This is a genomic window from Falsirhodobacter halotolerans (genome assembly GCF_022899245.1).
In the GTDB taxonomy this organism is placed as follows: Bacteria; Pseudomonadota; Alphaproteobacteria; order Rhodobacterales; family Rhodobacteraceae; genus Falsirhodobacter; species Falsirhodobacter halotolerans.
Genome location: NZ_JALJAZ010000001.1, coordinates 1,351,105 through 1,373,740 on the forward strand (window position 1 = coordinate 1,351,105; position 22,636 = coordinate 1,373,740).

The 22,636-nt window shown below is 64.9% G+C and carries 20 protein-coding genes; 3 read left to right on the forward strand and 17 right to left on the reverse strand.

Annotation, left to right across the window (positions count from 1 at the left end):
* Positions 1-184: 184 nt before the first annotated feature.
* From recG to sciP, 4 genes are all read right to left on the reverse strand, one after another.
* The gene (gene recG / locus MU449_RS07250; RefSeq protein ID WP_244737361.1) at positions 185-2,266 is read right to left on the reverse strand and encodes an ATP-dependent DNA helicase RecG; all 2,082 of its coding nucleotides are present in this window, start codon (positions 2,264-2,266) and stop codon (positions 185-187) included.
* Complete coding sequence (gene ligA, locus MU449_RS07255) at positions 2,263-4,344, reverse strand: NAD-dependent DNA ligase LigA (protein ID WP_244738981.1); 2,082 nt, start codon at positions 4,342-4,344, stop codon at positions 2,263-2,265. Before ligA ends, recG begins: the two co-directional genes overlap by 4 nt.
* 84 nt (positions 4,345-4,428) lie before the next feature.
* Positions 4,429-5,136, reverse strand: coding sequence for a response regulator transcription factor CtrA (ctrA, locus tag MU449_RS07260; RefSeq protein WP_244737362.1), 708 nt, complete (start codon positions 5,134-5,136; stop codon positions 4,429-4,431).
* 98 nt (positions 5,137-5,234) lie between these two features.
* Positions 5,235-5,507: a CtrA inhibitor SciP gene (sciP, locus tag MU449_RS07265; protein ID WP_244737364.1), complete on the reverse strand. Its 273-nt coding sequence runs from the start codon at positions 5,505-5,507 to the stop codon at positions 5,235-5,237.
* Between the two features lie 119 nt (positions 5,508-5,626).
* Here sciP and mnmA point away from each other — a divergent pair, with 119 nt between their 5' ends.
* Positions 5,627-6,763, forward strand: a complete 1,137-nt coding sequence (mnmA, locus tag MU449_RS07270; RefSeq protein ID WP_244737365.1) for a tRNA 2-thiouridine(34) synthase MnmA — start codon at positions 5,627-5,629, stop codon at positions 6,761-6,763.
* On the opposite strand, the gene lpxB is transcribed toward mnmA, so the two are convergent.
* From lpxB to pyrH, 12 genes are all read right to left on the reverse strand, one after another.
* Positions 6,760-7,896, reverse strand: coding sequence for a lipid-A-disaccharide synthase (lpxB, locus tag MU449_RS07275; RefSeq protein ID WP_244737367.1), 1,137 nt, complete (start codon positions 7,894-7,896; stop codon positions 6,760-6,762). The two genes, mnmA and lpxB, sit on opposite strands and share 4 nt — an antisense overlap.
* A complete protein-coding gene (locus MU449_RS07280) occupies positions 7,893-8,681 on the reverse strand; it encodes an LpxI family protein (protein ID WP_244737368.1) in 789 nt (262 codons plus the stop codon). The genes lpxB and MU449_RS07280 overlap by 4 nt, the downstream gene beginning before the upstream one ends.
* Positions 8,678-9,460 (reverse strand): acyl-ACP--UDP-N-acetylglucosamine O-acyltransferase, encoded by a 783-nt coding sequence (gene lpxA / locus MU449_RS07285; RefSeq protein WP_244738982.1) that lies wholly within the window; start codon positions 9,458-9,460, stop codon positions 8,678-8,680. The genes MU449_RS07280 and lpxA overlap by 4 nt, the downstream gene beginning before the upstream one ends.
* Positions 9,457-9,924: a 3-hydroxyacyl-ACP dehydratase FabZ gene (gene fabZ, locus MU449_RS07290; RefSeq protein ID WP_244737369.1), complete on the reverse strand. Its 468-nt coding sequence runs from the start codon at positions 9,922-9,924 to the stop codon at positions 9,457-9,459. Before fabZ ends, lpxA begins: the two co-directional genes overlap by 4 nt.
* Positions 9,925-9,986: 62 nt before the next feature.
* Positions 9,987-10,559, reverse strand: coding sequence for an OmpH/Skp family outer membrane protein (locus tag MU449_RS07295; protein WP_244737370.1), 573 nt, complete (start codon positions 10,557-10,559; stop codon positions 9,987-9,989).
* On the reverse strand, positions 10,559-12,919 hold the full coding sequence (gene bamA, locus MU449_RS07300) for an outer membrane protein assembly factor BamA (RefSeq protein ID WP_244737371.1): 2,361 nt from the start codon (positions 12,917-12,919) through the stop codon (positions 10,559-10,561). The genes MU449_RS07295 and bamA overlap by 1 nt, the downstream gene beginning before the upstream one ends.
* Before the next feature lie 76 nt (positions 12,920-12,995).
* Positions 12,996-14,318, reverse strand: a complete 1,323-nt coding sequence (gene rseP, locus MU449_RS07305) for an RIP metalloprotease RseP (RefSeq protein WP_244737372.1) — start codon at positions 14,316-14,318, stop codon at positions 12,996-12,998.
* Positions 14,319-15,479 (reverse strand): 1-deoxy-D-xylulose-5-phosphate reductoisomerase, encoded by a 1,161-nt coding sequence (gene dxr, locus MU449_RS07310; RefSeq protein WP_244737373.1) that lies wholly within the window; start codon positions 15,477-15,479, stop codon positions 14,319-14,321.
* A gap of 3 nt (positions 15,480-15,482) precedes the next feature.
* Positions 15,483-16,283 carry a phosphatidate cytidylyltransferase gene (locus MU449_RS07315; RefSeq protein WP_244737374.1) on the reverse strand — a complete coding sequence of 267 codons (801 nt, stop codon included), beginning with the start codon at positions 16,281-16,283 and terminating at the stop codon, positions 15,483-15,485.
* On the reverse strand, positions 16,280-17,005 hold the full coding sequence (gene uppS / locus MU449_RS07320; RefSeq protein ID WP_244737375.1) for a polyprenyl diphosphate synthase: 726 nt from the start codon (positions 17,003-17,005) through the stop codon (positions 16,280-16,282). The genes MU449_RS07315 and uppS overlap by 4 nt, the downstream gene beginning before the upstream one ends.
* 26 nt (positions 17,006-17,031) lie before the next feature.
* Positions 17,032-17,595, reverse strand: a complete 564-nt coding sequence (frr, locus tag MU449_RS07325; protein WP_244737376.1) for a ribosome recycling factor — start codon at positions 17,593-17,595, stop codon at positions 17,032-17,034.
* Between the two features lie 79 nt (positions 17,596-17,674).
* Positions 17,675-18,406 carry a UMP kinase gene (gene pyrH, locus MU449_RS07330; protein ID WP_244737377.1) on the reverse strand — a complete coding sequence of 244 codons (732 nt, stop codon included), beginning with the start codon at positions 18,404-18,406 and terminating at the stop codon, positions 17,675-17,677.
* 91 nt (positions 18,407-18,497) lie between these two features.
* Between pyrH and miaA the strand changes: the two genes are divergently transcribed.
* Both miaA and MU449_RS07340 read left to right on the forward strand, forming a co-directional pair.
* Positions 18,498-19,376, forward strand: coding sequence for a tRNA (adenosine(37)-N6)-dimethylallyltransferase MiaA (gene miaA, locus MU449_RS07335; protein ID WP_244737378.1), 879 nt, complete (start codon positions 18,498-18,500; stop codon positions 19,374-19,376).
* A gap of 162 nt (positions 19,377-19,538) precedes the next feature.
* Positions 19,539-21,170: an ABC transporter substrate-binding protein gene (locus MU449_RS07340; protein WP_244737379.1), complete on the forward strand. Its 1,632-nt coding sequence runs from the start codon at positions 19,539-19,541 to the stop codon at positions 21,168-21,170.
* Here the strand turns inward: MU449_RS07340 and der are convergent.
* Complete coding sequence (gene der, locus MU449_RS07345; RefSeq protein ID WP_244737380.1) at positions 21,167-22,633, reverse strand: ribosome biogenesis GTPase Der; 1,467 nt, start codon at positions 22,631-22,633, stop codon at positions 21,167-21,169. The two genes, MU449_RS07340 and der, sit on opposite strands and share 4 nt — an antisense overlap.
* Between the last annotated feature and the right edge of the window lie 3 nt (positions 22,634-22,636).

The window sequence follows — 22,636 nt, forward strand, 5'->3', positions numbered from 1 at the left end:
ACGCAAGATGGAGGCCGGTGAACAATCCGGCGAACAGGGCAATGACGCCAAGCGCATCCTCGATCAGGGTGCGGTGCGGGTGATGCAGGATGACATGAGCGACGGTCTTCATGGGGCACTCCTTTTTGCGTTGCCCCATTGTTCTCACGATTCTCGGAACGTGTAAAGAACTTAGTAAGAACTATTAGCCAACCCTTAACATGCGGATCGCCTCGTCTCGCCGCAGCAGCCATAAAAGGTTGCGCACGGCCAACCCCCTTGGCCCTTTCAGCGCAGGATCCTGCGACAGCAACGCCCGGGCGTCGGAATGGGCAAGCGCCATCAACCCCGCATGGCGATCCATGTCCGCCACCCGGAATTTCGGCAGCCCCGACTGCGCGGTTCCGATCAGATCGCCCGCCCCGCGAATGGCCAGATCCTCCTCGGCGATCCGAAAGCCGTCTTCCGTTTCCCGCAGGATCTGCAGGCGGCGACGGGCCGTTTCGCCCAAGGGGGATTGATAGAGAAGGAGACAGGTGGACTGGACGCTCCCCCGCCCAACGCGGCCCCGCAACTGATGCAGCTGCGCCAAGCCGAAGGTCTCCGCCCGCTCGATCACCATGATCGAGGCGTTGGGCACGTTCACCCCGACCTCGATCACCGTCGTCGCGACAAGAACCCGCAGATCGCCCGCCGCGAAGCGGGTCATGGTCGCGTCCTTGTCGGCGGGGGGCATCCGCGCATGGACCAGCCCGACCACATCGCCCATCGCCGCCCGCAACTGCGCGAACCGCGCCTCGGCCGAGGCATAGTCCAGAACCTCGCTATCCTCCACCAAGGGGCAGACCCAATAGGCCTGCCGCCCTTCGGCCACGCGGGCCGTCAACGTGGCCACGATCTCCTCCAGCCGGTCCGTGGACATCAGGGCGGTGGTGATCGGCATCCGTCCCGGCGGCTTTTCATCCAGCACGGACACGTCCATATCGCCATAGGAGGCCAAGGACAGGCTGCGCGGAATGGGCGTGGCCGTCATGACCAGAACGTCCGCCACGCCCTTCGACGACAGTTCCATCCGCTGCGCTACACCAAAGCGGTGCTGTTCGTCGATCACCGCCAGACGCAGGTCGTGAAACCGCACGTCCGCCTGGAACACCGCATGGGTGCCGATCAGGATGTCCACATCGCCTTGCGCCAATGCCGTCAGCTTTGCCGCCCGATCGGCCCCCTTGTCGCGCCCCGTCAGGACAGCCAGCCGCACCCCGGCGGCCTGCGCCAACGGCGCCAGGCTTTCGCCATGCTGCCGTGCAAGGATCTCGGTCGGGGCCATGAGGACGCCCTGCCCGCCCGCCTCCACCGCCGTGACAAGCGCCAGAAACGCGACCATCGTCTTGCCGGAGCCCACATCCCCCTGCAGCAGGCGGTTCATCCGGTGGGGTTCGGCCATATCCGCGCGGATCTGGTCCACCGCCCGCTCTTGCGCCTGCGTCAGGGGGAAAGGAACGCTGGCCAATGCCCGCGCCGCAATCTTCCCCGTCCCGCGCGAGATTTGTCCAGCCTGCTTGCGATGGGACTGCCGTGCCATGGCCAGTGTGATCTGATGGGCGAACAATTCGTCATAGGCCAGACGGCGGCGGGCGGGCACGTCCGGTGCCACGTCGCCCGGCACTTTCGGATCGTGCAGCGCATGGAGGGCGCCAGCCCAATCGGGCCACCCTTCGCGCGCGCGCAGATGCGGGTCTATCCACTCCTCCAGCGGTGGCAGGCGGTCCAATGCCCCCTGCGCGGCCTTCGCGATCTGCTTTTGCGTGACGCCCGCCGTCAGGGGATAGACCGGCTCGCACAAGGGCAGCCGATCCGCCTCCTCTGGCGGCAGGACGTGGTCGGGATGAACCATCTGGAACTGGCCGTCGAACATCTCCACCTTGCCGGACACAAGGCGCGTGCCCCCCGGTGGCAGCAGGCGGGTCAGATAATCGGCCCGCCCGTGAAACCAGACGGCCTGAAAATCGACCGTCCCATCCCACAGGTTGACGCGATATCGCCCGCCCTTCGCCCGCGGCGGCAGATGCTGGCCCACGGTCACCTGAACCGTGGCGACGGTCGGCGGGGTCACGTCGCGCAGACTGTCGCGGCGACGCCGGTCGATGGCGGAATAGGGCAGATGCAGCAGAAGATCGGCCGGCCGCTCGATCCCCGCGCCACGCAATGCGGCGGCGGTCTTCGGCCCGATCCCCTCCAGCGTTTCCAGATCGGCGAACAAGGGGAACAGCGCTTCGGGGCGCATCATGCGTCCCCGATCATCGCGATCCACCCATCCTCGTCAATCAGGCGAACACCAAGCGCCTGCGCCTGCTTTTCCTTGCTGCCGGCCCCCGGCCCCGCCACGACAAGGTCCGTCTTCGCCGAGACCGAGCCCGACACCTTTGCGCCCAATCCCTCGGCCCGCGCCTTTGCTTCGGCCCGCGTCATCTTGACCAGGGTTCCGGTGAAGACGATGGTCTTGCCCGTCAACTCCGTCTCGACCACGTGGCGCTGCTGCATGTCCTGAACATCCAGATGACGGGCCAGATCGTCGATGGCCGCCCGTTCCGCCGCATTCTGGAACGTCACCACCAGCGATGTCGCCATCACCGCACCGACCCCGTCGATGGAGATCAGCTCCTCCCACTCATGTCCCTGCCCGACCTCGGCGCGGGCCATCGCCCCTTCGAAGGCGGACCAGGATCCGTAATGCCGCGCCAGCAACTGGCCCGAGCTTTCGCCAACATGCCGTATTCCCAAGGCGAAGATCAGCCGGTGCAGCGGAATGGTGCGACGCTGCTCGATAGCGGCAAACAGGTTGTCTGCGGATTTCGCGCCCCACCCCTCACGGTTCTTCACCTGCTGCAGGCCCGACCCATACCGGTCCTTCAAGGTGAATATGTCGGCGGGCCGGGTGATCCAGCCGTCGGTATAGAACGCCTCGACCTGTTTCGCCCCCAGCCCCTCGATGTCGAAGGCGTTGCGGGACACGAAGTGCTTCAACCGCTCCACCGCCTGGGCGGGGCAGATCAAGCCGCCCGTGCAACGGCGCACCGCGTCACCTTCGGCCCGGATCGCCTCGGACCCGCATTGCGGGCAGGTGTGCGGGAAGGCATAGGGTTCGCTGTCCTTCGGGCGCTGGGCCAGATCGGTGTCCGCGATCTTGGGGATCACGTCCCCCGCGCGATAGACCTGAACCCAATCGCCGATGCGCACATCCTTGCCGTCGCGAATCGTTGCGCCCTTGGAATCCCGCCCCGCGATGTAATCTTCGTTGTGAAGGGTGGCGTTCTGGACGACGACCCCGCCCACCGTCACCGGATGAAGACGGGCGACGGGCGACAGCGCCCCCGTGCGGCCCACCTGAATGTCGATGTCCGTCAACCGGGTCCATGCAAGTTCCGCCGGAAACTTGTGCGCGATGGCCCAACGCGGCGTGGCCGACCGGAACCCAAGACGTCGCTGCAACGCAAGATCGTCGATCTTGTAGACGACGCCGTCGATATCGTAATCCAGCGTTGCCCGCATCTGCTCGATTGCGCGGTAATGGGCAACCATCTCCTCGGGCGAGGAACAGAGCTGCGTCAGCGGGTTCGTGACAAACCCTAAGGCCCCGAGCCGCCCAATGGCGCCGTGCTGCGTGTCGGCCAGCGGTGCCGACACCTCCCCCCAGGCATAGGCGAAAAAGCGCAACGGGCGGCTGGCGGTGATCGACGCGTCCAGTTGGCGCAAGCTGCCCGCCGCCGCGTTGCGGGGGTTGGCAAAAGTCTTGCCGCCGCGTTCCACCTGCCGCGCATTCAGATCATCGAAATCCGAATGCGCCATGTAAACTTCGCCCCGCACCTCCAGAACCTCGGGTGCCCCTTTCAGGACCTGAGGAATGTCAGCGATGGTGTGGGCGTTTTCAGTCACATTCTCGCCCGTCTCTCCATCCCCGCGGGTGGCGGCCTGCACCAGTTGCCCGTGCTCATACCGCAGGGACAGCGACAGGCCGTCGATCTTGGGTTCGGCGGTGAAATTCAACGGGCCGGAATGCGTCAGGTATTTGCGGATGCGGGCGTCGAAATCGACCACGGCATCGTCGTCGAACGCATTCGCAAGGCTGAGCATCGCGACCGCGTGCCGAACCTTGCCGAACGCGTCGGACGGGGCCGCCCCCACCTGGTCGGTGGCACTGTCGGGGCGTTTCAGCTCGGGAAACCGGATCTCGATCGCCTGGTTACGCCGCTTCAGGGCATCGAACTCGGCGTCGGTCAGGGTCGGGGCATCATCGCGATGATAAGCGTCGTTCGCCTGCGCCAGCCGCTGTGCCAGATCGGCAAGCTCGGCCGCCGCCTCGTCCATCGTCAGATCGTCGACCGTTTTCACGCATCCCTCCGGGCCCAAGTCCACGGTGATGTAGAAATCCCGCCGCGGACAGTCCAGCCCTTATGCGCCGACGGCGACCTTCCGCTCGTCCATCACCGGATCGCGCAGGACATATCCCCGCCCCCACACCGTCTCGATATAGTTCATGCCGCCCGTCGCCTCGGCAAGTTTTTTGCGCAGCTTGCAGATGAAAACGTCGATGATCTTCAGTTCGGGTTCGTCCATGCCGCCATAGAGATGGTTCAGAAACATCTCCTTGGTCAGGGTCGTCCCCTTGCGCAGGCTCAGAAGTTCCAGAATTTGATACTCCTTGCCCGTCAGGTTGACGGTCTTTCCCTCCACCTCGACCGTTTTCGCATCAAGGTTCACATCGATCCGGCCCGTGCGGATGACCGATTGCGCATGTCCCTTGGACCGCCGGATGATCGCGTGAATGCGGGCAATCAACTCGTCACGGTGGAAGGGCTTGGTCATGTAATCGTCGGCACCGAAGCCGAAACCCTTGATCTTGCTGTCCGTATCATCCGCGCCGGACAGGATCAGGATCGGCGTGTTGATCCGGGCCAGGCGCAGCTGGCGAAGAACATCGTGCCCGCTCATGTCCGGCAAATTCAGATCCAGCAGAATCAGATCGTAGTCATAGACCTTTGCCAGATCGATCCCGTCTTCACCCATGTCGGTGCAATAGACGTTCAGGTTGGCATGCGTCAGCATCAGTTCGATGCTGCGCGACGTGGCGGGATCGTCTTCGACCAGCAAGATGCGCATGAGTGTGTTCCGTGATCAGATCATCCTTAACGGCACCTTTGCGGGTAAATGGTTAACACACCGTTACTCAAGTGGAAGAAAACCTGAACGTTTCTCCGTCACCGAAATTTCTGGATCAGGGTCACTTTCAACGCCATCTCTCCGTGGTGTTCCACCGCACGCCGCCACAGCGAAAACTCCTCGGCCGACAGGCCATAGCGATCCAGTGCCTCTTCCTCGGGCATCAGACCATGGATAACCGCCTGCACCACGGTGGCCTTGCGGCTGGCCACCCACCGCCGGGTGTCGCCGGGCGGCAGATCCGCCCGGCTGAGGATTTTTCCATCGGGCAGCGTAACATGCCGCGGTCCTGATACTTTTTTCAAATACATCACTCGCCTCCAACTTGTCGCACCCTGCGCTGCGGCTCTTAATCAAGGGTGAAACCGTGGGGTTGAGATTGATTAGCATTTTTCCTATCTTGCGGGCCTTCCACACACGGGTGCCTGCCATGCTCGACCATCCCCTGAATTCGCTTGGATTTGCCAAGCCCCCTTCGGCCACCCGCGTCGTCGTCGCGATGTCGGGCGGCGTAGACAGTTCGGTCGTGGCGGCCCAGTTGAAGGAAGAAGGGTATGACGTCGTGGGCGTCACCTTGCAGCTTTACGATCATGGGGCAGCGCTGGCCAAGAAGGGCGCCTGCTGTGCGGGCCGCGATATCCACGACGCTCGGCGCGTGGCCGATGCCATGGGATTTCCCCATTACGTCCTCGATTACGAAAACACGTTCCGTGAGGCGGTGATCGACGAATTCGCCGACGCCTATCTGGCCGGGGCGACGCCGGTGCCCTGCATCCGCTGCAACGAACGGGTAAAGTTCAAGGACCTGTTGCAGACCGCCCGCGATCTTGACGCCGACTGCATGGCGACGGGCCATTACATCCAGCGCAAGATGGGGGCGATGGGGGCCGAACTGCACTGCGCCACCGACGCCGCGCGGGATCAAAGCTATTTCCTGTTTTCCACCACGGCGGAGCAGTTGGACTATCTGCGCTTCCCCCTCGGGCATCTGGCGTCCAAGGCGGAAACACGGGCGCTCGCGGCGCGCTACGATCTTTCGGTGGCCGACAAGCCCGACAGTCAGGATATCTGCTTCGTGCCGAACGGCGATTACGCCGCCGTGATCGAAAAGCTGCGTCCCGGCGCGGCCGATCCGGGCGAGATCGTGGACATGGACGGCAACGTGTTGGGCACCCATCGCGGGGTGATCCACTACACGATCGGCCAGCGACGCGGTCTGGGCATCGGCGGCCTGGGCGATCCGCTCTATGTCGTTCGGCTTGATCCCGACGCGCGTCGGGTCATCGTCGGCCCGAAAGAGGCGCTGTCCACCCGCATCATCCCCGTGCGTGAGATCAACTGGCTGGGCGACAGCCCGTTCACCAGCCAGCCGGAATGGCATGTGAACGTCAAGGTGCGCTCCACCCGCGCGCCCCGCGCGGCCATCCTGCGCCCCCTCTCGGCGACCGAGGCCGAGGTTGAACTTCTGTCGCCCGAAGACGGGGTCTCCGCAGGGCAGGCCTGCGTGTTCTACGCCCCCGACAGCAGCCGCATCTTCGGCGGCGGCTGGATCTGGCGCGGGCGTTAGGTCAGGGCCTGCAGAACCGACCGCGCGGCCCGTTCCGCCGGCGGATCGCCCCCCTCGCCCAGCCGGGTCATCGTGATCTCCATCGCGCGGCGCTGGGCTTCGGCACGGACCTCGTTGTCCAGAAGGTCGAGCACCGCCGGCGCGATCCGGTCTGCCCGACACTCGCGGCCCAGAAACTCCGGCACCGCACGCGTGTCGGACACAAGATTGACCAGCGTCACCGTGTCGATCAGCGCCATCTTCCGCATCATCCACATGCTGAGCGGATTCATGTCATAGGCGACAACCATCGGCAGCCGGTTCGCGGCCAGTTCCAGCGACACCGTCCCCGAGGCGGCGATGGCCACATCCGCCGCCCGGAACGCGATGCGCTTGCCTGCCGGATCCTGAATGATCTGGGGCGCGATGGGCCAACCCGCCGTCAGATCGCGCACCAGATCCGCAACGCCCGGCACGGTCGGCAGCAGAACGCCCGCTTGGGGGAACCGCTCGCGCACGCGGGCCATGACCTCGCCGAGAATGGGGGTCAAACGGCTGACCTCACCCCGCCGCGACCCGGGGAGGGCAAGGATCAAGGGGGCGTTTTCGACATTCTGACGGAATGCCCAGGCCTCGTTGTCCGACGCCTTGGCTTCGGAAACCACCGGGTGCCCGACAAAATCGCACGTCATGCCGACGGCGGTCATGTAAGGCGGCTCGAATGGCAAAAGCGCGAGCACATGATCGATGGACCGCGCCATCTTCTCTGCCCGCTTGGGCCGCCATGCCCAGACCGAGGGCGCCACATAATGGATCGTCCGCTGTTTCGGCCGCGCCTCCTTCACAAGACGGGCGACGCGCAGATTGAAATCGGGCGAATCGATGGTGATCAGGGCCTGCGGCTCCATCGCGATCACCGCATCGGCGCATTCGCGGATACGACGTTTCAGGGCCATGTATTTCGGCAGCACCTCGGCGATGCCCATGACCGACAGTTCATCCATCGGAAAGAGGCTGGTCAGCCCTTCCGCCGTCATCGCGGGGCCGCCCACACCGAAGAAGCTCACGTCGGGGCGCAGACCCTTCAGCGCCCGCATCAGCGCCGCGCCCAACCGATCGCCCGAAGGCTCCCCCGCGATCAGAAACAGCTTCATTCCGCCCGCGCCCACAAGGTTACCCCCAGATCGGTCGCCCTGCGCAGAACCTCCGCTCGGTCAAGCAGCAGGACACCCCCTGCCTCCCACGCAATGGCGCGCAGACCGGCCTTGGCCGCGCGTGTGACGGTATCGGGTCCCAAGGTGGGCAAATCGATGCGGCGGTCCTGTTCTGGCTTGGGGGCCTTGAACATCACGCCGCCCGCGCCCTGACGTGTGGCCCGCACCCAGTCAAGCATCGCATCCGTGCCCGGTAACGCTTCGATCGCAAGGCACAGGCCGTTCGCCACCACCGCGCCCTGCCCCACATCCAGCGCGCCCAGCGTCCCCACGATGCGCGCGGCAAAGGCGGCGTCGCGCTCCATCTCCGGCGTGACATCCCCGCACAGAACCCCCGTCTCGGGCACAAGGTCCGGGAGCAGATCGCCTGCGCCGCATACGGCAAAGCCCGCGTCCTCGAACACGCCGATGACCGCGCGCAGCAGGGCGTCGTCCCCGCTTTGCATCGCGCCCAGGATGCGCGGCACCAGCGCCGCCGTTTCGGGGTCGAACATCGCGGGGTCGAGGTTGGGCCGGCGCACCGCCCCCGCAAAGACCACGCGGTGCACATCGCGGGCCGACAATTCGCGCATCAACGGGGCCAGCCGCTCCAACCGAAAGGTCAGATCCGGGGCGAGGCCGTCAGGCATGAAGCCTTCCATGGCCGCCACGACAGGCCGCGACGGACCCGCCGCCAGAATCGCGGGCAGCCGCCCCGTTCCCGCGATGATGGCCGTGCCGCTCATTTCGGGGTCAGGAACGACCGGTCGGTCGCGCCCAGAATGAAATCCGTCATCTCGCGCACATGCTCGCTGTCGGATTCGTCATGCAGGCGGCGGGCGCGGTCCAGGAACGTCCCGTCGCCTTGCGCCAGCATCTGATACCCCGCACGCAGAGCCGTGATTTCGGACCGCTGCACCCCGCGCCGCTTCAGGCCGACAAGGTTCAGCCCGTCCAGCTCGCCCCTCGGGCCCTGAACCAGACCGTGCGGCAGAACGTCGTTCGTCACCATCGTGACAGCGCCGATGATCGCCCCGCGTCCGATGCGCACCCATTGGTGAATGCCCGACAAGCCGCCGACGATCACGTCATCCCCAAGGACGCAGTGCCCTGCCACCGCCGCCTGATTGGCAAGGATCACCCGGTTGCCCACCTGCGCATCATGTCCGACATGGCTACCGGTCATGAACAGGCAATCGTCCCCCACAGTCGTGACGCCGCCGCCCCCTTCGGTCCCAAGGTTCAGCGTCGCCCCTTCGCGGATACGATTGCGCTTGCCGATCACAAGCCGGGTTTTTTCGCCGCGATATTTCAGATCCTGCGGCACCTCGCCCACCACGGCGAAGGGGAAGACGATCGTCTCCTCGCCGATCTGGGTGTGGCCGGTGATGACGGCATGGCTCTTGATCTCCACCCGGTCGCCCAGGGTGACATCCGGCCCGATGACCGCAAACGGACCGATGACGACGTCCCGGCCCAAGGTTGCGGAAGGATCGACGATGGCGGAAGGATGAACGGACATCAGGACGCTTTCGGAAAATCCATCATCGCGGTGAATTCGGCCTCGGCCGCAAGTTCACCATCGACCTCGGCGCGGGCCGAGAATTTCCAGACCTTGCCACCGCCCCGCTTCGTCGTGACGGTCATGACCATCTGATCCCCGGGCCCGACCTTGCGCCGGAACTTGCAGGAATCAACACCCATGAAATAGACAAGCATGTTCTTGTCGGCGAGGTCCATCGACACACCGACCATGACGGCGGCCGTCTGGGCCATCGCCTCAACGATCAGGACGCCGGGAAAGACCGGCACTTCCGGGAAATGGCCGGTGAATTGCGGCTCGTTGAAGGTGACGTTCTTGATCCCCACCGCAGAGGTGTTCGGCACGATGTCACGGACCTTGTCGACCAGAAGGAACGGATACCGATGCGGCAGGATCCGCTTGATCAGCTGGATGTCGGCCTCGGTCGGGATGGCGATCTCGGTCATTGGCTCTCCTTCGGTTGGCCTTGACGGCTTGACTATCAAGGGCTCCCCCCCACGGCAAGCGGTCAGGGCGCGGGCGTTTCCGGGGCGCTCTGGAAGACCTGCGTTCCATCCCCCAAAGTGTTGTTCAACTCCACCACCGCCTCATCCGTGATGTCGATCACATCGAAAGACAGAAAGACGCTGCTGCGGTCCAGGATCACCAGCGCACGCTTTTCACGCATCAGGCCCGCCAGCACCGGCAGGGCGGCCTGAAAGAACAGCTGGCGATCCAGATCGCGCTGGCGCGTGATGCGCAGGGATTTCGCGTCCTGATCGCGGCGGATCTGCTGGGCCTTGTCGTCGAAGGCATCCGCCATGCGGCGAAAATCCTCGACCGGCAGGGTGGCACGTTTTTCGGTCAGAACGCGCTCCTCGGTGGCCAAAGCGGCCTCCAACCCGCGGTTTTCGTTCAGCAACGCCTGCGATGCCTGCTGATAGCGGTCGGTGGCGGTGCGGCCGGCCTCCGTCTCCTCGAACAGGCGGTCGGGCACGACAGTCAGGATCGCCATCGCCGCCCCGTCCGTGGACTGGGGCGGCGTCTGCGCGGCCATGGGCAGCGGCAGCGCCATCAAAAGGATGGCGAAAAGGCGCTTCATCAGAACCGCGTGCTGACGGTCAGGTCGAAGTTGCGAACCTCATCATAGTCTTCCTTCACCAGTGCCCGTGTGAAGTTCAGACGCAACGGACCGATCGGCGTTGTCCAGAAGATGGAAAATCCGACCGAGGACCGCAGATGTGCGCTGTCATCCACCGGCACGCCATTGGTCCCGATATTGTCGTCCAGACCCCAGACCGATCCCGCATCGGCGAACAGACCGCCCGTGATGCCATATTCCGCCGGCAGACCGATCGGGAATTCGGATTCCAGACGCGCCACGGCGAAATAGTTGCCGCCCAACGCATCGCGGTTGGTCGCCTGCAGGTCGCGCGGGCCAAGCCCGTTCGGATCGAAGCCCCGGATGGAATTGCCGAAATACCGGTTCGGAACCGTGCTGACATCATCATCCAGCATGGTCAGCGCGCCGCCCTCGAACACTGCGCGCAGGGTCAGATCCTCGTTCCAGACGCGGCGTTCGGCCACGGCGGTGAAGCTGGTCTTGACCGACTGCACGTCCCCGCCCACACCGGCGAAGTCCTGACCGAACCGCAGCAGGATCCCGCCCAGCGGGTTGATGCCGTTCGTCCGCGTGTCATAGCTGTAAGTGTAGCCTACCGCGCTTGTGATCCGCTCGCCCAACGCCTCTTCGCGCTGAAGGATCGCCGAGGATCCGTTTCCGATCTGGTTCCCCGCCTCGTCGAAGGACGCGCGGTCCACGCCCGAAATCTCGTCCTGAGACAAACGATAGCGCAGTTCCAGACGGCTGTTCTCGCCCACGGGAAAGGCCAGCGACGGGCCGAAGCCGATCGATTTCGTGTTGTAATCGGCGTTCTCGTTGTTCGTCTCGGTATAGTTCGCCTGAAAGGCGAACCGCAGATCGCGCCCCAGGAACCCTGGCTCGGCGAAGGTGAAGGTCGAATTCACGCTGTCGCTGCCGGTTCCGATGTCGATGCCCAGAAACTGACCGCGCCCGAGGAAGTTCGACTCCGAAAAGCCGATGTTGAAGCCCACACCGGACACGGCGCCATAGGCCACACCGAAGGACAGCGACCCGGTCGGCTGCTCCTCGACATCGACGTTGACCAGAACCTGATCGGGGGCGCTGCCCTGCTGGCTTTCAACCTGCGCATCGGCAAAGAACCCGAGGGCGCGGATCCGTTCCGCCGCCTGCCGGATCTCGCGCGGGTTGAAGGGGTCGCCTTCGACCGTGCGGAACTGACGCCGGATCACGCGGTCCTGCGTCGTCGTGTTGCCCTCGATGTCGATGCGTTCCACGAAAACGCGCGGGCCGCGCACCAGCGTGAAGGTCACGTCCAGCGTTCCCGCCGCTTCGTTGCGGCTGATCCGAGGCTCCACCCGGACGAAGTTCAGTCCTTCCTGAACGCCGACATTCTCCATCCGCGTGGTGACGTTGTCGATGGACGCGGGCGAATAGTAGCTGCCCGGTTTGATCCACAATTGACGCTGGAAGGGGGCAAGGTCGATGCCCGCCACCTCGGACGCGAGGGCGACGTTGCCCATGCGATACCGCTGCCCTTCCTGAATGTTGAAGGTGATGAAGAACGCATTCCGTTCCCGCGTCAATTCAGCGGAGGGTTCGGGAATTTGCACATCGGCAAACCCGCGCGAGAGATAGAAGTCGCGCAGAAGCTGGCGGTCCAGCTGCACCCGTTCGGGAATGAACGTATCGGCCGAAATCAGGCGCCGCAGGATCCCCGCCTGCCGCGTTTCCAGAACCTGCCGCAAACGGCGGTCGGAATAGGTGCGGTTGCCGGCGAAGGCGATGCGCTCAACCTCTGCCACCCGGCCTTCGGTCACGGTAAAGACCAGATCCACCCGGTTCTGCGTCCGCCGGATGATCTGCGGTTCCACCGTCGCGGCGTTGCGCCCCGATTGGGAATAGGCGAGCGTGATCGCCGCCGCATCCGCCTCGGCCTGCGCGGGGGAATAGGCGCGACGGGTCTGGGATTTCACGACCTCGGCCAGACGCTCATCGGAAATGACCGAATTCCCCTCATACGCGATCCGGCTGATGATCGGATATTCCGACACGCGGATGACCAGCGTGCCCCCTTGGGGAACCATCTCAACCGTCTGGAACAGGTTGGAATTCACAAGGCGCTGATAGGCGGAGTTCAGCTCCCCCGCCGACAACGACTGCCCCGCCTGAATTCCGGCAAAGGACAGGACGGTCGGCACGTCCACGCGGTCGTTGCCCTTCACCACCACGTTCGAGAAGCTGTAGCTTTGTGCGATCGCCGGGATCACGGCCGCACCGGCCGCGGTCATCCCCAGAAAGACCGACACGACGGCGGGGCGCAGCCCTGCCTTGCCCACACGCCGATTGCTGCGTCCCATCGCTGCCCCATTCTTTGACTTTGTTGCGTTCCTGACTAGCCGCAATGCCGCGCCTTGTCAAAAGCGTGAGGTGGGGTCAGGGACAGAAAATATCGTTGGTCAGCGCAAATACCATTAGACCCAGAACCAGCGCCAATCCGCCGGTCATCATCGCGTTCATGAAGCGCGGGCCCGGGGGGCGCCCCAGCACAGCCTCGATCGCATAAAAGACCAGATGCCCGCCATCCAGCACCGGAATGGGGAACAGGTTCATCAGACCCACCGCCACGGACAAAACCGCAATGAACCAGATGAAGTTTTGCGCCCCCGCCGACGCCGCCGCACCCGACGTTTCGGCAATGCCGATCGGCCCCTGAAGGTTGCAGGTGGATATCGCCCCTGTCACCATGTGCCACATGCCCGACAAGCTGGTGGTCACGATCGTCCATGTCTGATTGGCGGCAATGCCGACCGCCTCGATCCCGCCGGCCCGGCGGCTTTCGGGCACGAACACCAGATCACCGGTCACCCCGATCAACCACCGCGTCTCGAACCCGCCGGAGGGCAAGGGGATATCCTGACGCTTCGGGCTGAGCGTCCGGTCCAGATTCTGCCCCGCACGCCAGATGTCCAGCGTCACCTCCCCGCCATCCGCCGCGCCGACGATGTCGCGCAGATCGGTGAAGGTGCTGATGGGCGTGCCGTTCACGTGCGCGATCACGTCCCCCTCGCGCAGGCCCGCCTCCAGCGCCGCCGACCGGGGGGCCACGCTGGCCACGACCGGCGGAAAGGGGTTTGGCCCCTGAACGGAAAGGGTCTGGCCATTCCGCTCGATCTCATAGGGGACCGTGGGCGTTTCGCTCTGTTCTGCGGCCGCCGACACGTCGGCCCAGGTTGCCACAGGCGTATCCCCGATACGGATCAGGCGGTCCCCCGCCTGCAGTCCGCCATCGCCCTGAGGAAGCGCACGGACCGAGCCGATGATCGGACGATCAACCGGCATCCCCTGAACCATAACAACGCCCGCGAAGACAATGATCGCAAACACGAAATTGAATGCAGGGCCCGCCGCCACCGTCGCCGCCCGCGCCCACAGCGGCGCCCCCGGCAAGGTGCGTCGTGGATTGATCCCCTCCACTTCGATGGCGCGGGTGGAGGCGGCATCCGCATCGCCCAGAAACTTCACATACCCGCCCAAGGGCAAGGCGGCGATCTGCCACAACGTCCCGCGCCGGTCACGCCGCGACAGCAGAACCGGACCGAACCCAAGCGAAAAGACCTCCGCATGGATGCCGCACAGGCGCCCGATGATGTAATGACCGTATTCGTGAATGGCGATGATGATCGACAAGGCCGTGATGAAGGCCAGAACCGTCCAGGCAAGATTGCCGAACTGCGGAAGATAACCGATCAGGTCCATTCAGCCCTCTGCCTGCGTGGTGGCCCATCGGCGCGCGCGGGCGTCGGCCTCCTCGATATCCTCCAGCCGCGTGGCGGGCTGCCCGAAGAACGGATCGCCCGCCGCCTGCTGAAGCGTCTTCTCCACCATGACCGCCATATGGGGAAAGGCAATCCGCCCCGCGATGAAGTGATCCAGCGCGATCTCCTTCGCGGCGTTCAGGACCGCGCCATGCAGGCCGCGCATGTCCATCACCTCACGCGCCAGGCGCAGGGCCGGAAAGCGCATGTCGTCGGGTGCGCGAAACTCCAGCGCGCCGATACGGGCCAGATCCAGCCGATCCACCGGCACATGCCGCCGGTCCGGCCAATTCAGCGCGAACCCGATGGCATGACGCATGTCCGCCGGCCCAAGATGGGCCAGAAGACCACCATCGGCAAAGCCGACCATGGCATGAACGATGGATTGGGGATGAACCAACACCTCGATCCGCGCAGGCTCGATATCAAAAAACTCCCGCGTTTCGATAACTTCCAGTGCCTTGTTGAACATGGATGCGCTGTCGATGGAAATGCGCTGCCCCATCGCCCAGCTTGGATGCGCCACGGCCTCGGCCAAGGTGGCGTTCGCCATGCGCTCGGCCGTCCATTCGCGAAACGGACCGCCCGACGCGGTAATGATTGCCCTTTCGATACCCGATGAAGATGATCCGGCAAGGCATTGGAATATACCGGAATGTTCGCTATCCACCGGCAGGATCGTCGCGCCGGATGCCGCCGCCGTGGCCATCAGCAACGGCCCCGCCGTCACCAGACTTTCCTTGTTCGCAAGCGCCAGCGTCGTGCCGTGCCGCAAGGCGCGCAGACCGGGCAGAAGACCTGCCGCCCCGACGATGGCCGACATGATCCAATCCGCCGGACGGTCCGCCGCCTCGACAATGGCCTCCCGCCCCCCGGCTGCGTCAACCCCCGACCCTGCCAGCGCCTCGCGAAGCTCGGGCAGACACTCGTCATAGGCCGTGACGGCCACCTCGGCCCGCAATTCACGGGCCATCTGCGCCAGACGGGCCACATTCCGCCCACCGGTGAGCGCGACCGTGCGGATATCCTCCCGGTGCCGGACAAGATCGAACGTACTTTCCCCGATCGAGCCGGTGGCCCCGAAAATCGAAATTCTACGCATGGTTCAGATGCCGTTCGGTATGGGAAGGGGAAAAAGGAGGCCAAGAAGCAGGATGGCCACAACCGCGCCGATCAGCGCGTCGAACCGGTCCAGAACGCCACCATGCCCCGGGATCAGGCTGGAACTGTCCTTGATCTCCGCCCGCCGCTTGATCCAGCTTTCCGCGATGTCCCCCAGCTGCCCGGCAAAGGCGACGACGGGCGACAGCAGGATCAACTCCCACGGTTCGTGCTGGAAGACGACGAAAATCGCGCCGACGATGGCCGCCCCGACCCAGCCCGCAATGGTCCCGGACCAGGTTTTGTTCGGGCTGACCCGCGGCCAGAATTTCGGGCCGCCCAAGCTGCGCCCGACGAAATATCCCATCACGTCCGACGCGACCACGATGGAGATCAGCCAGATGATCACCGGCGTTCCCGCCGCGGCCCGCAAATCCACCAGCGTGTACCCCGCAAGCATGATCGCCAAGGCATAGACCATGGAGACCTTGCGATGCCCCATGGCAAAGGTGCAAGCTGCGGTCGGGACCAGGATCAACGGCAGAAGATAAACTGTCGACGTCACAAGCACCGTGTATAGCGCCAGGCTTCCGATAAGCCCGAGCGCGACCGGCGCCCAAGGCACGACCGGCCGCTGCATCCGCGCCAGTTCCCATAGCATCAGCCCCGTGAGGATGATCACCAGCCAGGCGAACGTCACGCCGCCCAGCCACACCTCGATCGCACCGATCGCCAGCATGATCAGGGCCGAGGCCATGCGTTTGGGAAGATCGCCCCAGCGCCCCTGCTTGCCGCTGCGCCTCATGCTTGTTTCACACCGCCGAACCGCCGGTCGCGATTCCCGAAACGGGCAACGATGCGCGAGAGTTCATCGGGGGTGAAGTCGGGCCACAAGGTCGGCGTGAATTCATATTCGGCGTAAGCCGACTGCCAGGGCAGGAAGTTCGATGTCCGCGTTTCCCCCGAGGTGCGGATCACCAGATCGGGGTCGGGCAAGTCGCGCGTATCGAGGGCGGCGGAAATGGCCGCGTCGGTGATCGCCTCCGGCTCAAGCCGCCCCGCCGCCGCCTCGGCCAGCAGGGACCGGACCGCCCGCGTCACCTCGTCCCGGCCGCCATAGTTGATGGCGACCGTCAGGTTCAGCCGGGTCAGATGCGCGGTCCGCCGCTCGATCCCCGCCATCAGGTCCTGCAAACGCCGGTCCAGCCGATCACGGTTGCCGATGAAGCGCATACGAACCCCCTCGGCCGCAAGGCGCCCCGCCTCCTTTTCGATATAGCGGGCGAATATGCCCATCAGGCCAAGAACTTCCTCGGTCGACCGCTTCCAGTTCTCGGTCGAGAAGGCATAGATCGTCAGCCACTCGATCCCCAGATCGGGGGCGGTGCGGACGATCTCCTTCACCCGCTCGGCGCCTTTGCGGTGCCCGACAAGGCGCGGCCAGCCCCGGTTCGTGGCCCAGCGGCCATTGCCGTCCATGATGATGGCGACGTGCCGGGCACCCCCGGTCTCGTGCGTGCCGTGCATGAGCGGCCCCCCCTTCATGCCGGTCCTCAGACCTGCATGATTTCCTGTTGTTTTTGTTCCAGCGCCTTGTCGACATTGGCGATCGCCTTGTCGGTCAGGGACTGAACCTCGTCCGACCACATCTTCTGGTCATCCTCGGCCATGCCCGCCGTCTTCGCCTTCTTGATCTGGTCCATCCCGTCGCGCCGCACGTTGCGGATCGCGACGCGGGTCTGTTCGGCATAGCCGGCGGCAACCTTGGTCAGCTCCCGGCGGCGCTCCTCGTTCAGTTCGGGAATGGGCAGGCGGATCAGCGGTCCGTCCACCACCGGATTGATGCCGATGCCGGATTCGCGGATCGCCTTCTCCACCTTGCCGATCATGCCCTTGTCCCAGACGTTGATCACGACCATCCGCGGCTCCGGCACGTTGACCGTCCCCAGCTGGTTGACCGGCGTCATCTGGCCGTAGGCATCGACCTGGATCGGGTCCAGAATGGCACCCGAGGCGCGTCCGGTCCGCAACGAGCCGAATTCCACCCGCAGGGAAGCGATCGCGCCGTCCATACGGCGTTCAATTCCATCAAGGTCGATTTCAAGATCGTCGGACATCGGGACTTCCTTCCACAGTGCGGGCCGCCCGCGCGGCCATTCGGGGCTTCATATCAGCCCCGCAACAGATGGTATAGTCTTAGCCGTGAACGCGGGTATAGGTTCCCTCGCCGCGCAGGATGCCGCAGAACCCGCCCGGTTCGTCCAGCGAAAAGACGATGATGGGCAGATGGTTGTCACGGGCCAACGCGATGGCCGAGGCGTCCATCACCCCCAGATGCTTCTGCAGCACCTCGTCATAGCTGACATTGTCATAGCGGCGGGCGTCGGAATGCTTGGCCGGGTCGCGGTCATAGACGCCGTCCACCTTGGTGCCCTTGAAGATCGCCTGACAGGCCATCTCGCTGGCACGCAGGGTCGCGGCGGTGTCCGTCGTGAAATAGGGGTTTCCGGTTCCGGCCGCGAAGATGCAGACCCGTTTTTTCTCAAGATGCCGGACGGCGCGACGGCGGATATAGGGTTCGCAGACCTGATCCATCGGAATCGCGCTGATCACGCGTGTGTGGATGTCCAGCGATTCCAGCGCGGCCTGCATGGCCAGCGCGTTCATCACCGTGGCCAACATGCCCATGTAATCGGCGGTGGTCCGCTCCATCCCCTGGGCCGATCCTTGCAGCCCGCGGAAGATGTTGCCCCCGCCGATGACCATGCAGATCTCCACCCCCAGATCGTGAACCGACTTCACCTCCTGGGCGATGCGGGCCACAGTGGGGGGGTTGAGGCCGAATCCCTGATCCCCCATCAGCGCCTCGCCAGAGATCTTCAGCATGACGCGTTTGTAGGTGACGGGGGCGACGGCGATCTGGGACATGTGCGGCTTTCATCGGCGGGGGTTTACTTCGCCTGAAAATGTCGGAAAACGCGGCAGGTTACAACCACGGGCAGCAGATTGACGGCGGGGAATGGCTGACAGCGGGCACAGCGGCATCATCGCGGGGTTGGACCCGACGCAGCCCGTGCTGATCGCGGGGCCGACCGCCAGCGGCAAATCGGCGCTGGCCGCGCGGATCGTGGCCGAACAGGGCGGCGTGATCGTCAATGCCGATGCGCTTCAGGTCTATGCCAACTGGCGCATTCTGACCGCCCGCCCGACCGAACCCGAGGAAGCTGCCCTGCCCCACGCCCTTTACGGCCATGTCGGGCGAGACCAGACCTATTCCACCGGCCACTGGCTGCGCGACGTGGCCGCGCTGGATGCGGGCCTGCGGCCCGTCATCGTCGGCGGCACCGGCCTTTATTTCATGGCGCTGACCGAAGGTCTGGCCGACATTCCTGCGACCCCGCCCGACGTAAGGGCCTTGGGCGACGGGCTGAGCCTGTCCCAGCTTATCAACGCATTGGACCCGCGCACGGCGGCCCATATCGACCTGAACAACCGCGCCCGCGTCCAGCGCGCGTGGGAGGTGCTGACCGCGACCGGACGTCCCTTGCGCGACTGGCAGGACGACACCGGACCGCCCCTGTACCCCCGCGCCGCCGTCGCAGCCTTCGTCCTGCGGCCCGAACCCGAATGGCTGAACGCCCGCATCGACCGCCGGTTCGATCAGATGATGGCCGACGGTGCCTTGGACGAAGCGCGCCGCGAGGAGCCGACCTTCAATCCCACCCGCCCCTCGTCCCGCGCGATCGGGGCGCCGGAGTTGATCGCAGCACTTCGGGGGGACATCCTGCTGTCCGACGCGGTGGCCCGTGCGAAGCTGGCCAGCCGACAATACGCCAAACGCCAGCGGACGTGGTTCCGCAGCCGGATGCGCGACTGGACCGAAGTCACCCTTCCCTGACGCCCGGAATACGGACGGCGCTTCCATGCGCGACATGGCGCGCGTTTCGGCGGGATTTCCCCGGACACCTCTTGCCGCGCCTCAATCGACCCTACCTTTGTCATGGGCGGCGCGTGCGACACAGCGCGGCCAGGGGAGCAGTCAGGGACACCACACCGCAGCATGGCACGTATCCATCCCTTCGCCCGAACCCATGCCCAAGCCCTGCAGACCGGTCACCTGTCCCGGCGCGAGTTTCTGGCACGCGTCACGGCCCTGGGAATAGCGGCCCCTTCGGCGCTGGCGCTGATAGGAGAGCGGGCGGCGGCGCAAGGGGGGCCCGCCCCGGTGCGCGGGGGGACGTTGCGGATGCAGATGGCGACCTTGCCATTGTGCGATCCTCGTCTGGCCGACTGGCCCGAAATCGGCAACGTCCTGCGCGGCTGGTTGGAGCCTTTGGTGAATTACACCCCCGACGGCGGTTTCGAGGGCGTCCTGCTGCAAGATTGGGAGATGAACGACACGGCCACCACCCTGACCCTGCGGGTGCGGCGGGGGATCAGCTGGTCGAACGGGGATCCGCTGATTGCCGAACATATCCGTTTCAACCTGCGGCGTTGGGCCGATGGTGGGGTGCCCGGCAACGGCATGGCCGCCCTGATGCGCGCCCTTCAGAGCGAGGGCCGGCTGGACGAGGATGCGGTAACGGTAAAGGACGATCACACGCTGCACCTGACCTTGCGTCACCCCGATGCCACGTTGATCGCCGCCTTTTCGGAATATACGGCGCTGGTGGTGCATCCCTCCTATGACGGGGCGGATCCCGCGGTGGGCCCCTTGGGCACCGGCCCCTATCTGCCTGTGGAGAACGAGGTCGGAACCCGGCAGGTCCTCGAACGCGATGCCGCGCGACCATGGTGGGGGACGGCGGTTTTCGGCGGCCCGTGGCTGGACCGGATCGAATATATCGACAGTGGGGCCGGCGCGGCCCGGTCCCTGGATTTCGCGCAGCGTAACCTGATCGACGCGGTGGATCAAAGCGTGGGGGACGCGGTGCCGCAGTTCGACGGAATCGGTTGGGTGCGGTCCGAGGTGGCGTCGGCCGCGACGCTGGCCGTGCGGTTCCGGCAGGATCTGCCGCAGTTCTCAGACCGCCGGATTCGCCGCGCGCTTCAACAGGCGGTCAGCAACGTCACGGTGCGCGACATCGCGGCCCCCGGAATGACCGTGGGCGAAAACCACCACGTCGCCCCAGTTCAGCCCGACTATGCCCCGCTGCCCCCGACAGAGCACGACCCCGAGGGGGCGCTAGCGCTTTTGCAGGACAGTCTGACAGCCCCCCTGACGCTGGTATCCCTGGATGACGCGTGGCAGGCCCTGACCTGCGACGCGGTGGCGGCCCAGTTGAATGACGCCGGAATTGCGGTGGAACGCAAGATCGAACCCGGCCATGCCTATTGGCCCCAATGGCGCGATTATCCGTTTTCAGGAACAAGTTGGACCATGCGTCCCTTGGGGGTGCAGGTGCTGCAACTCGCCTATCGCAGCGGCGCGGCATGGAACGAGACGGGATTTGCCAACGACGCCTTCGATGCCGATCTGGACACGGCCCTCGGCATTGCCGACCCCGACGCCCGCAAGGTCATCATGGCGCGGCTGGAACGGACGCTGCAGGACGAAGGCGTGTTGATCCAACCATTCTGGCGGACGTTGATGCGCCACACCTCGCCGCGCGTGCATGGGGCCGACATCCAGCCGACGCTGGTGCACCGGCATCACGAATGGTGGATCGATCCCCCGGCCGACGCGCCTTAGGGCTTCTTCTTGTCCAGGTGTTTCCGCAGCCGCGACGGCGTGCCGAAGTTCTTCTTGTCCTTATAGGGGTTCTTGTCCCCCTGCCCGCGCAAGGTCAGGCGGATCGGCGTGCCCGGCATGTCGAAGTGATCGCGCAGCCCGTTCACAAGATAGCGTTTGTAGCTGTCGGGAACCATGTCCTGATGGCTGCACATCACGATGAAGCCCGGCGGGCGGGTTTTCACCTGGGTCATATAGCGCATCTTGATCCGGCGGCCGCCCGGCGCGGGCGGCGGATGCGCCTCGGTCATCGCCCCCAACCACGAATTCAGGCGGGCGGTTGGAATGCGACGGTTCCAGATGTCATGGGCGCGCAGGATGGCATCGTGCAGCCGCTCCAGCCCCCGACCCGTCTTGGCCGACACGGTGATCAATGGCGCACCGCGAAGCTGCGGCAGAAGGCGGTCAAACATCTCCTTCAATTCGGCCAGCTTGTCCTGCTTGTCGTCCTCAAGATCCCATTTGTTGACGGCGACCACGACCGCGCGGCCCTCGGTCTCCGCGAAATCGGCGATGCGAAGGTCCTGCTGTTCAAAGGGGATCTCGACATCCAGAAGGACCACCACCACCTCAGCGAAGCGCACGGCCCGCAGACCATCCGCCACCGAAAGCTTTTCAACCTTGTCGTTGATCTTGGCCTTCTTGCGCATTCCGGCCGTATCGAAAATACGGATCGGGGTGCCGTTCCAATCCGAACGGACCGAGATCGCATCCCGCGTGATCCCCGCCTCCGGCCCCGTCAGAAGGCGGTCCTGACGGATGATCTTGTTGATCAGCGTCGATTTTCCGGCATTCGGGCGCCCGATCACCGCAATCTGCAGGGGATGCTTTTCCGTCGGTTTGTGGGCGTCGGGATCGTCTTCATCCTCGGAGCCTTCGGGCACGTCCACGTCGATGATGGGGGCGTCCGCCTCGGCCCGTTCGGCAAACCCGTCGGAAATCGGGCGCAGGACATCGTAAAGGTCGTCCATCCCTTCGCCATGTTCAGCAGAGAGGCGGATCGGCTCGCCCAATCCCAAGCTCCACGCTTCGATCGCGCCACCGTCGCCCGCCTTGCCCTCGGCTTTGTTCACGCCAAGGATCACATGGGCGTTCTTGCGGCGCAGGATATCGGCAAACACCTCGTCCTGGGACGTGACACCGACCCGTCCGTCGATCAGGAACAGGCAGACATCGGCCATTTCCACCGCACGTTCGGTCAGACGGCGCATCCGGCCCTGCAGGCTGTCATCCGTGGCATCCTCCAGACCCGCCGTGTCGATCACGGTGAATCGCAGATCGACCAGCCGCGCATCCCCTTCGCGCAGGTCGCGGGTGACGCCGGGCTGGTCATCGACCAGCGCCAGCCGCTTGCCGACCAGACGGTTGAACAGCGTCGATTTGCCCACATTGGGCCGTCCGACGATCGCGAGGGTGAAACTCATGCC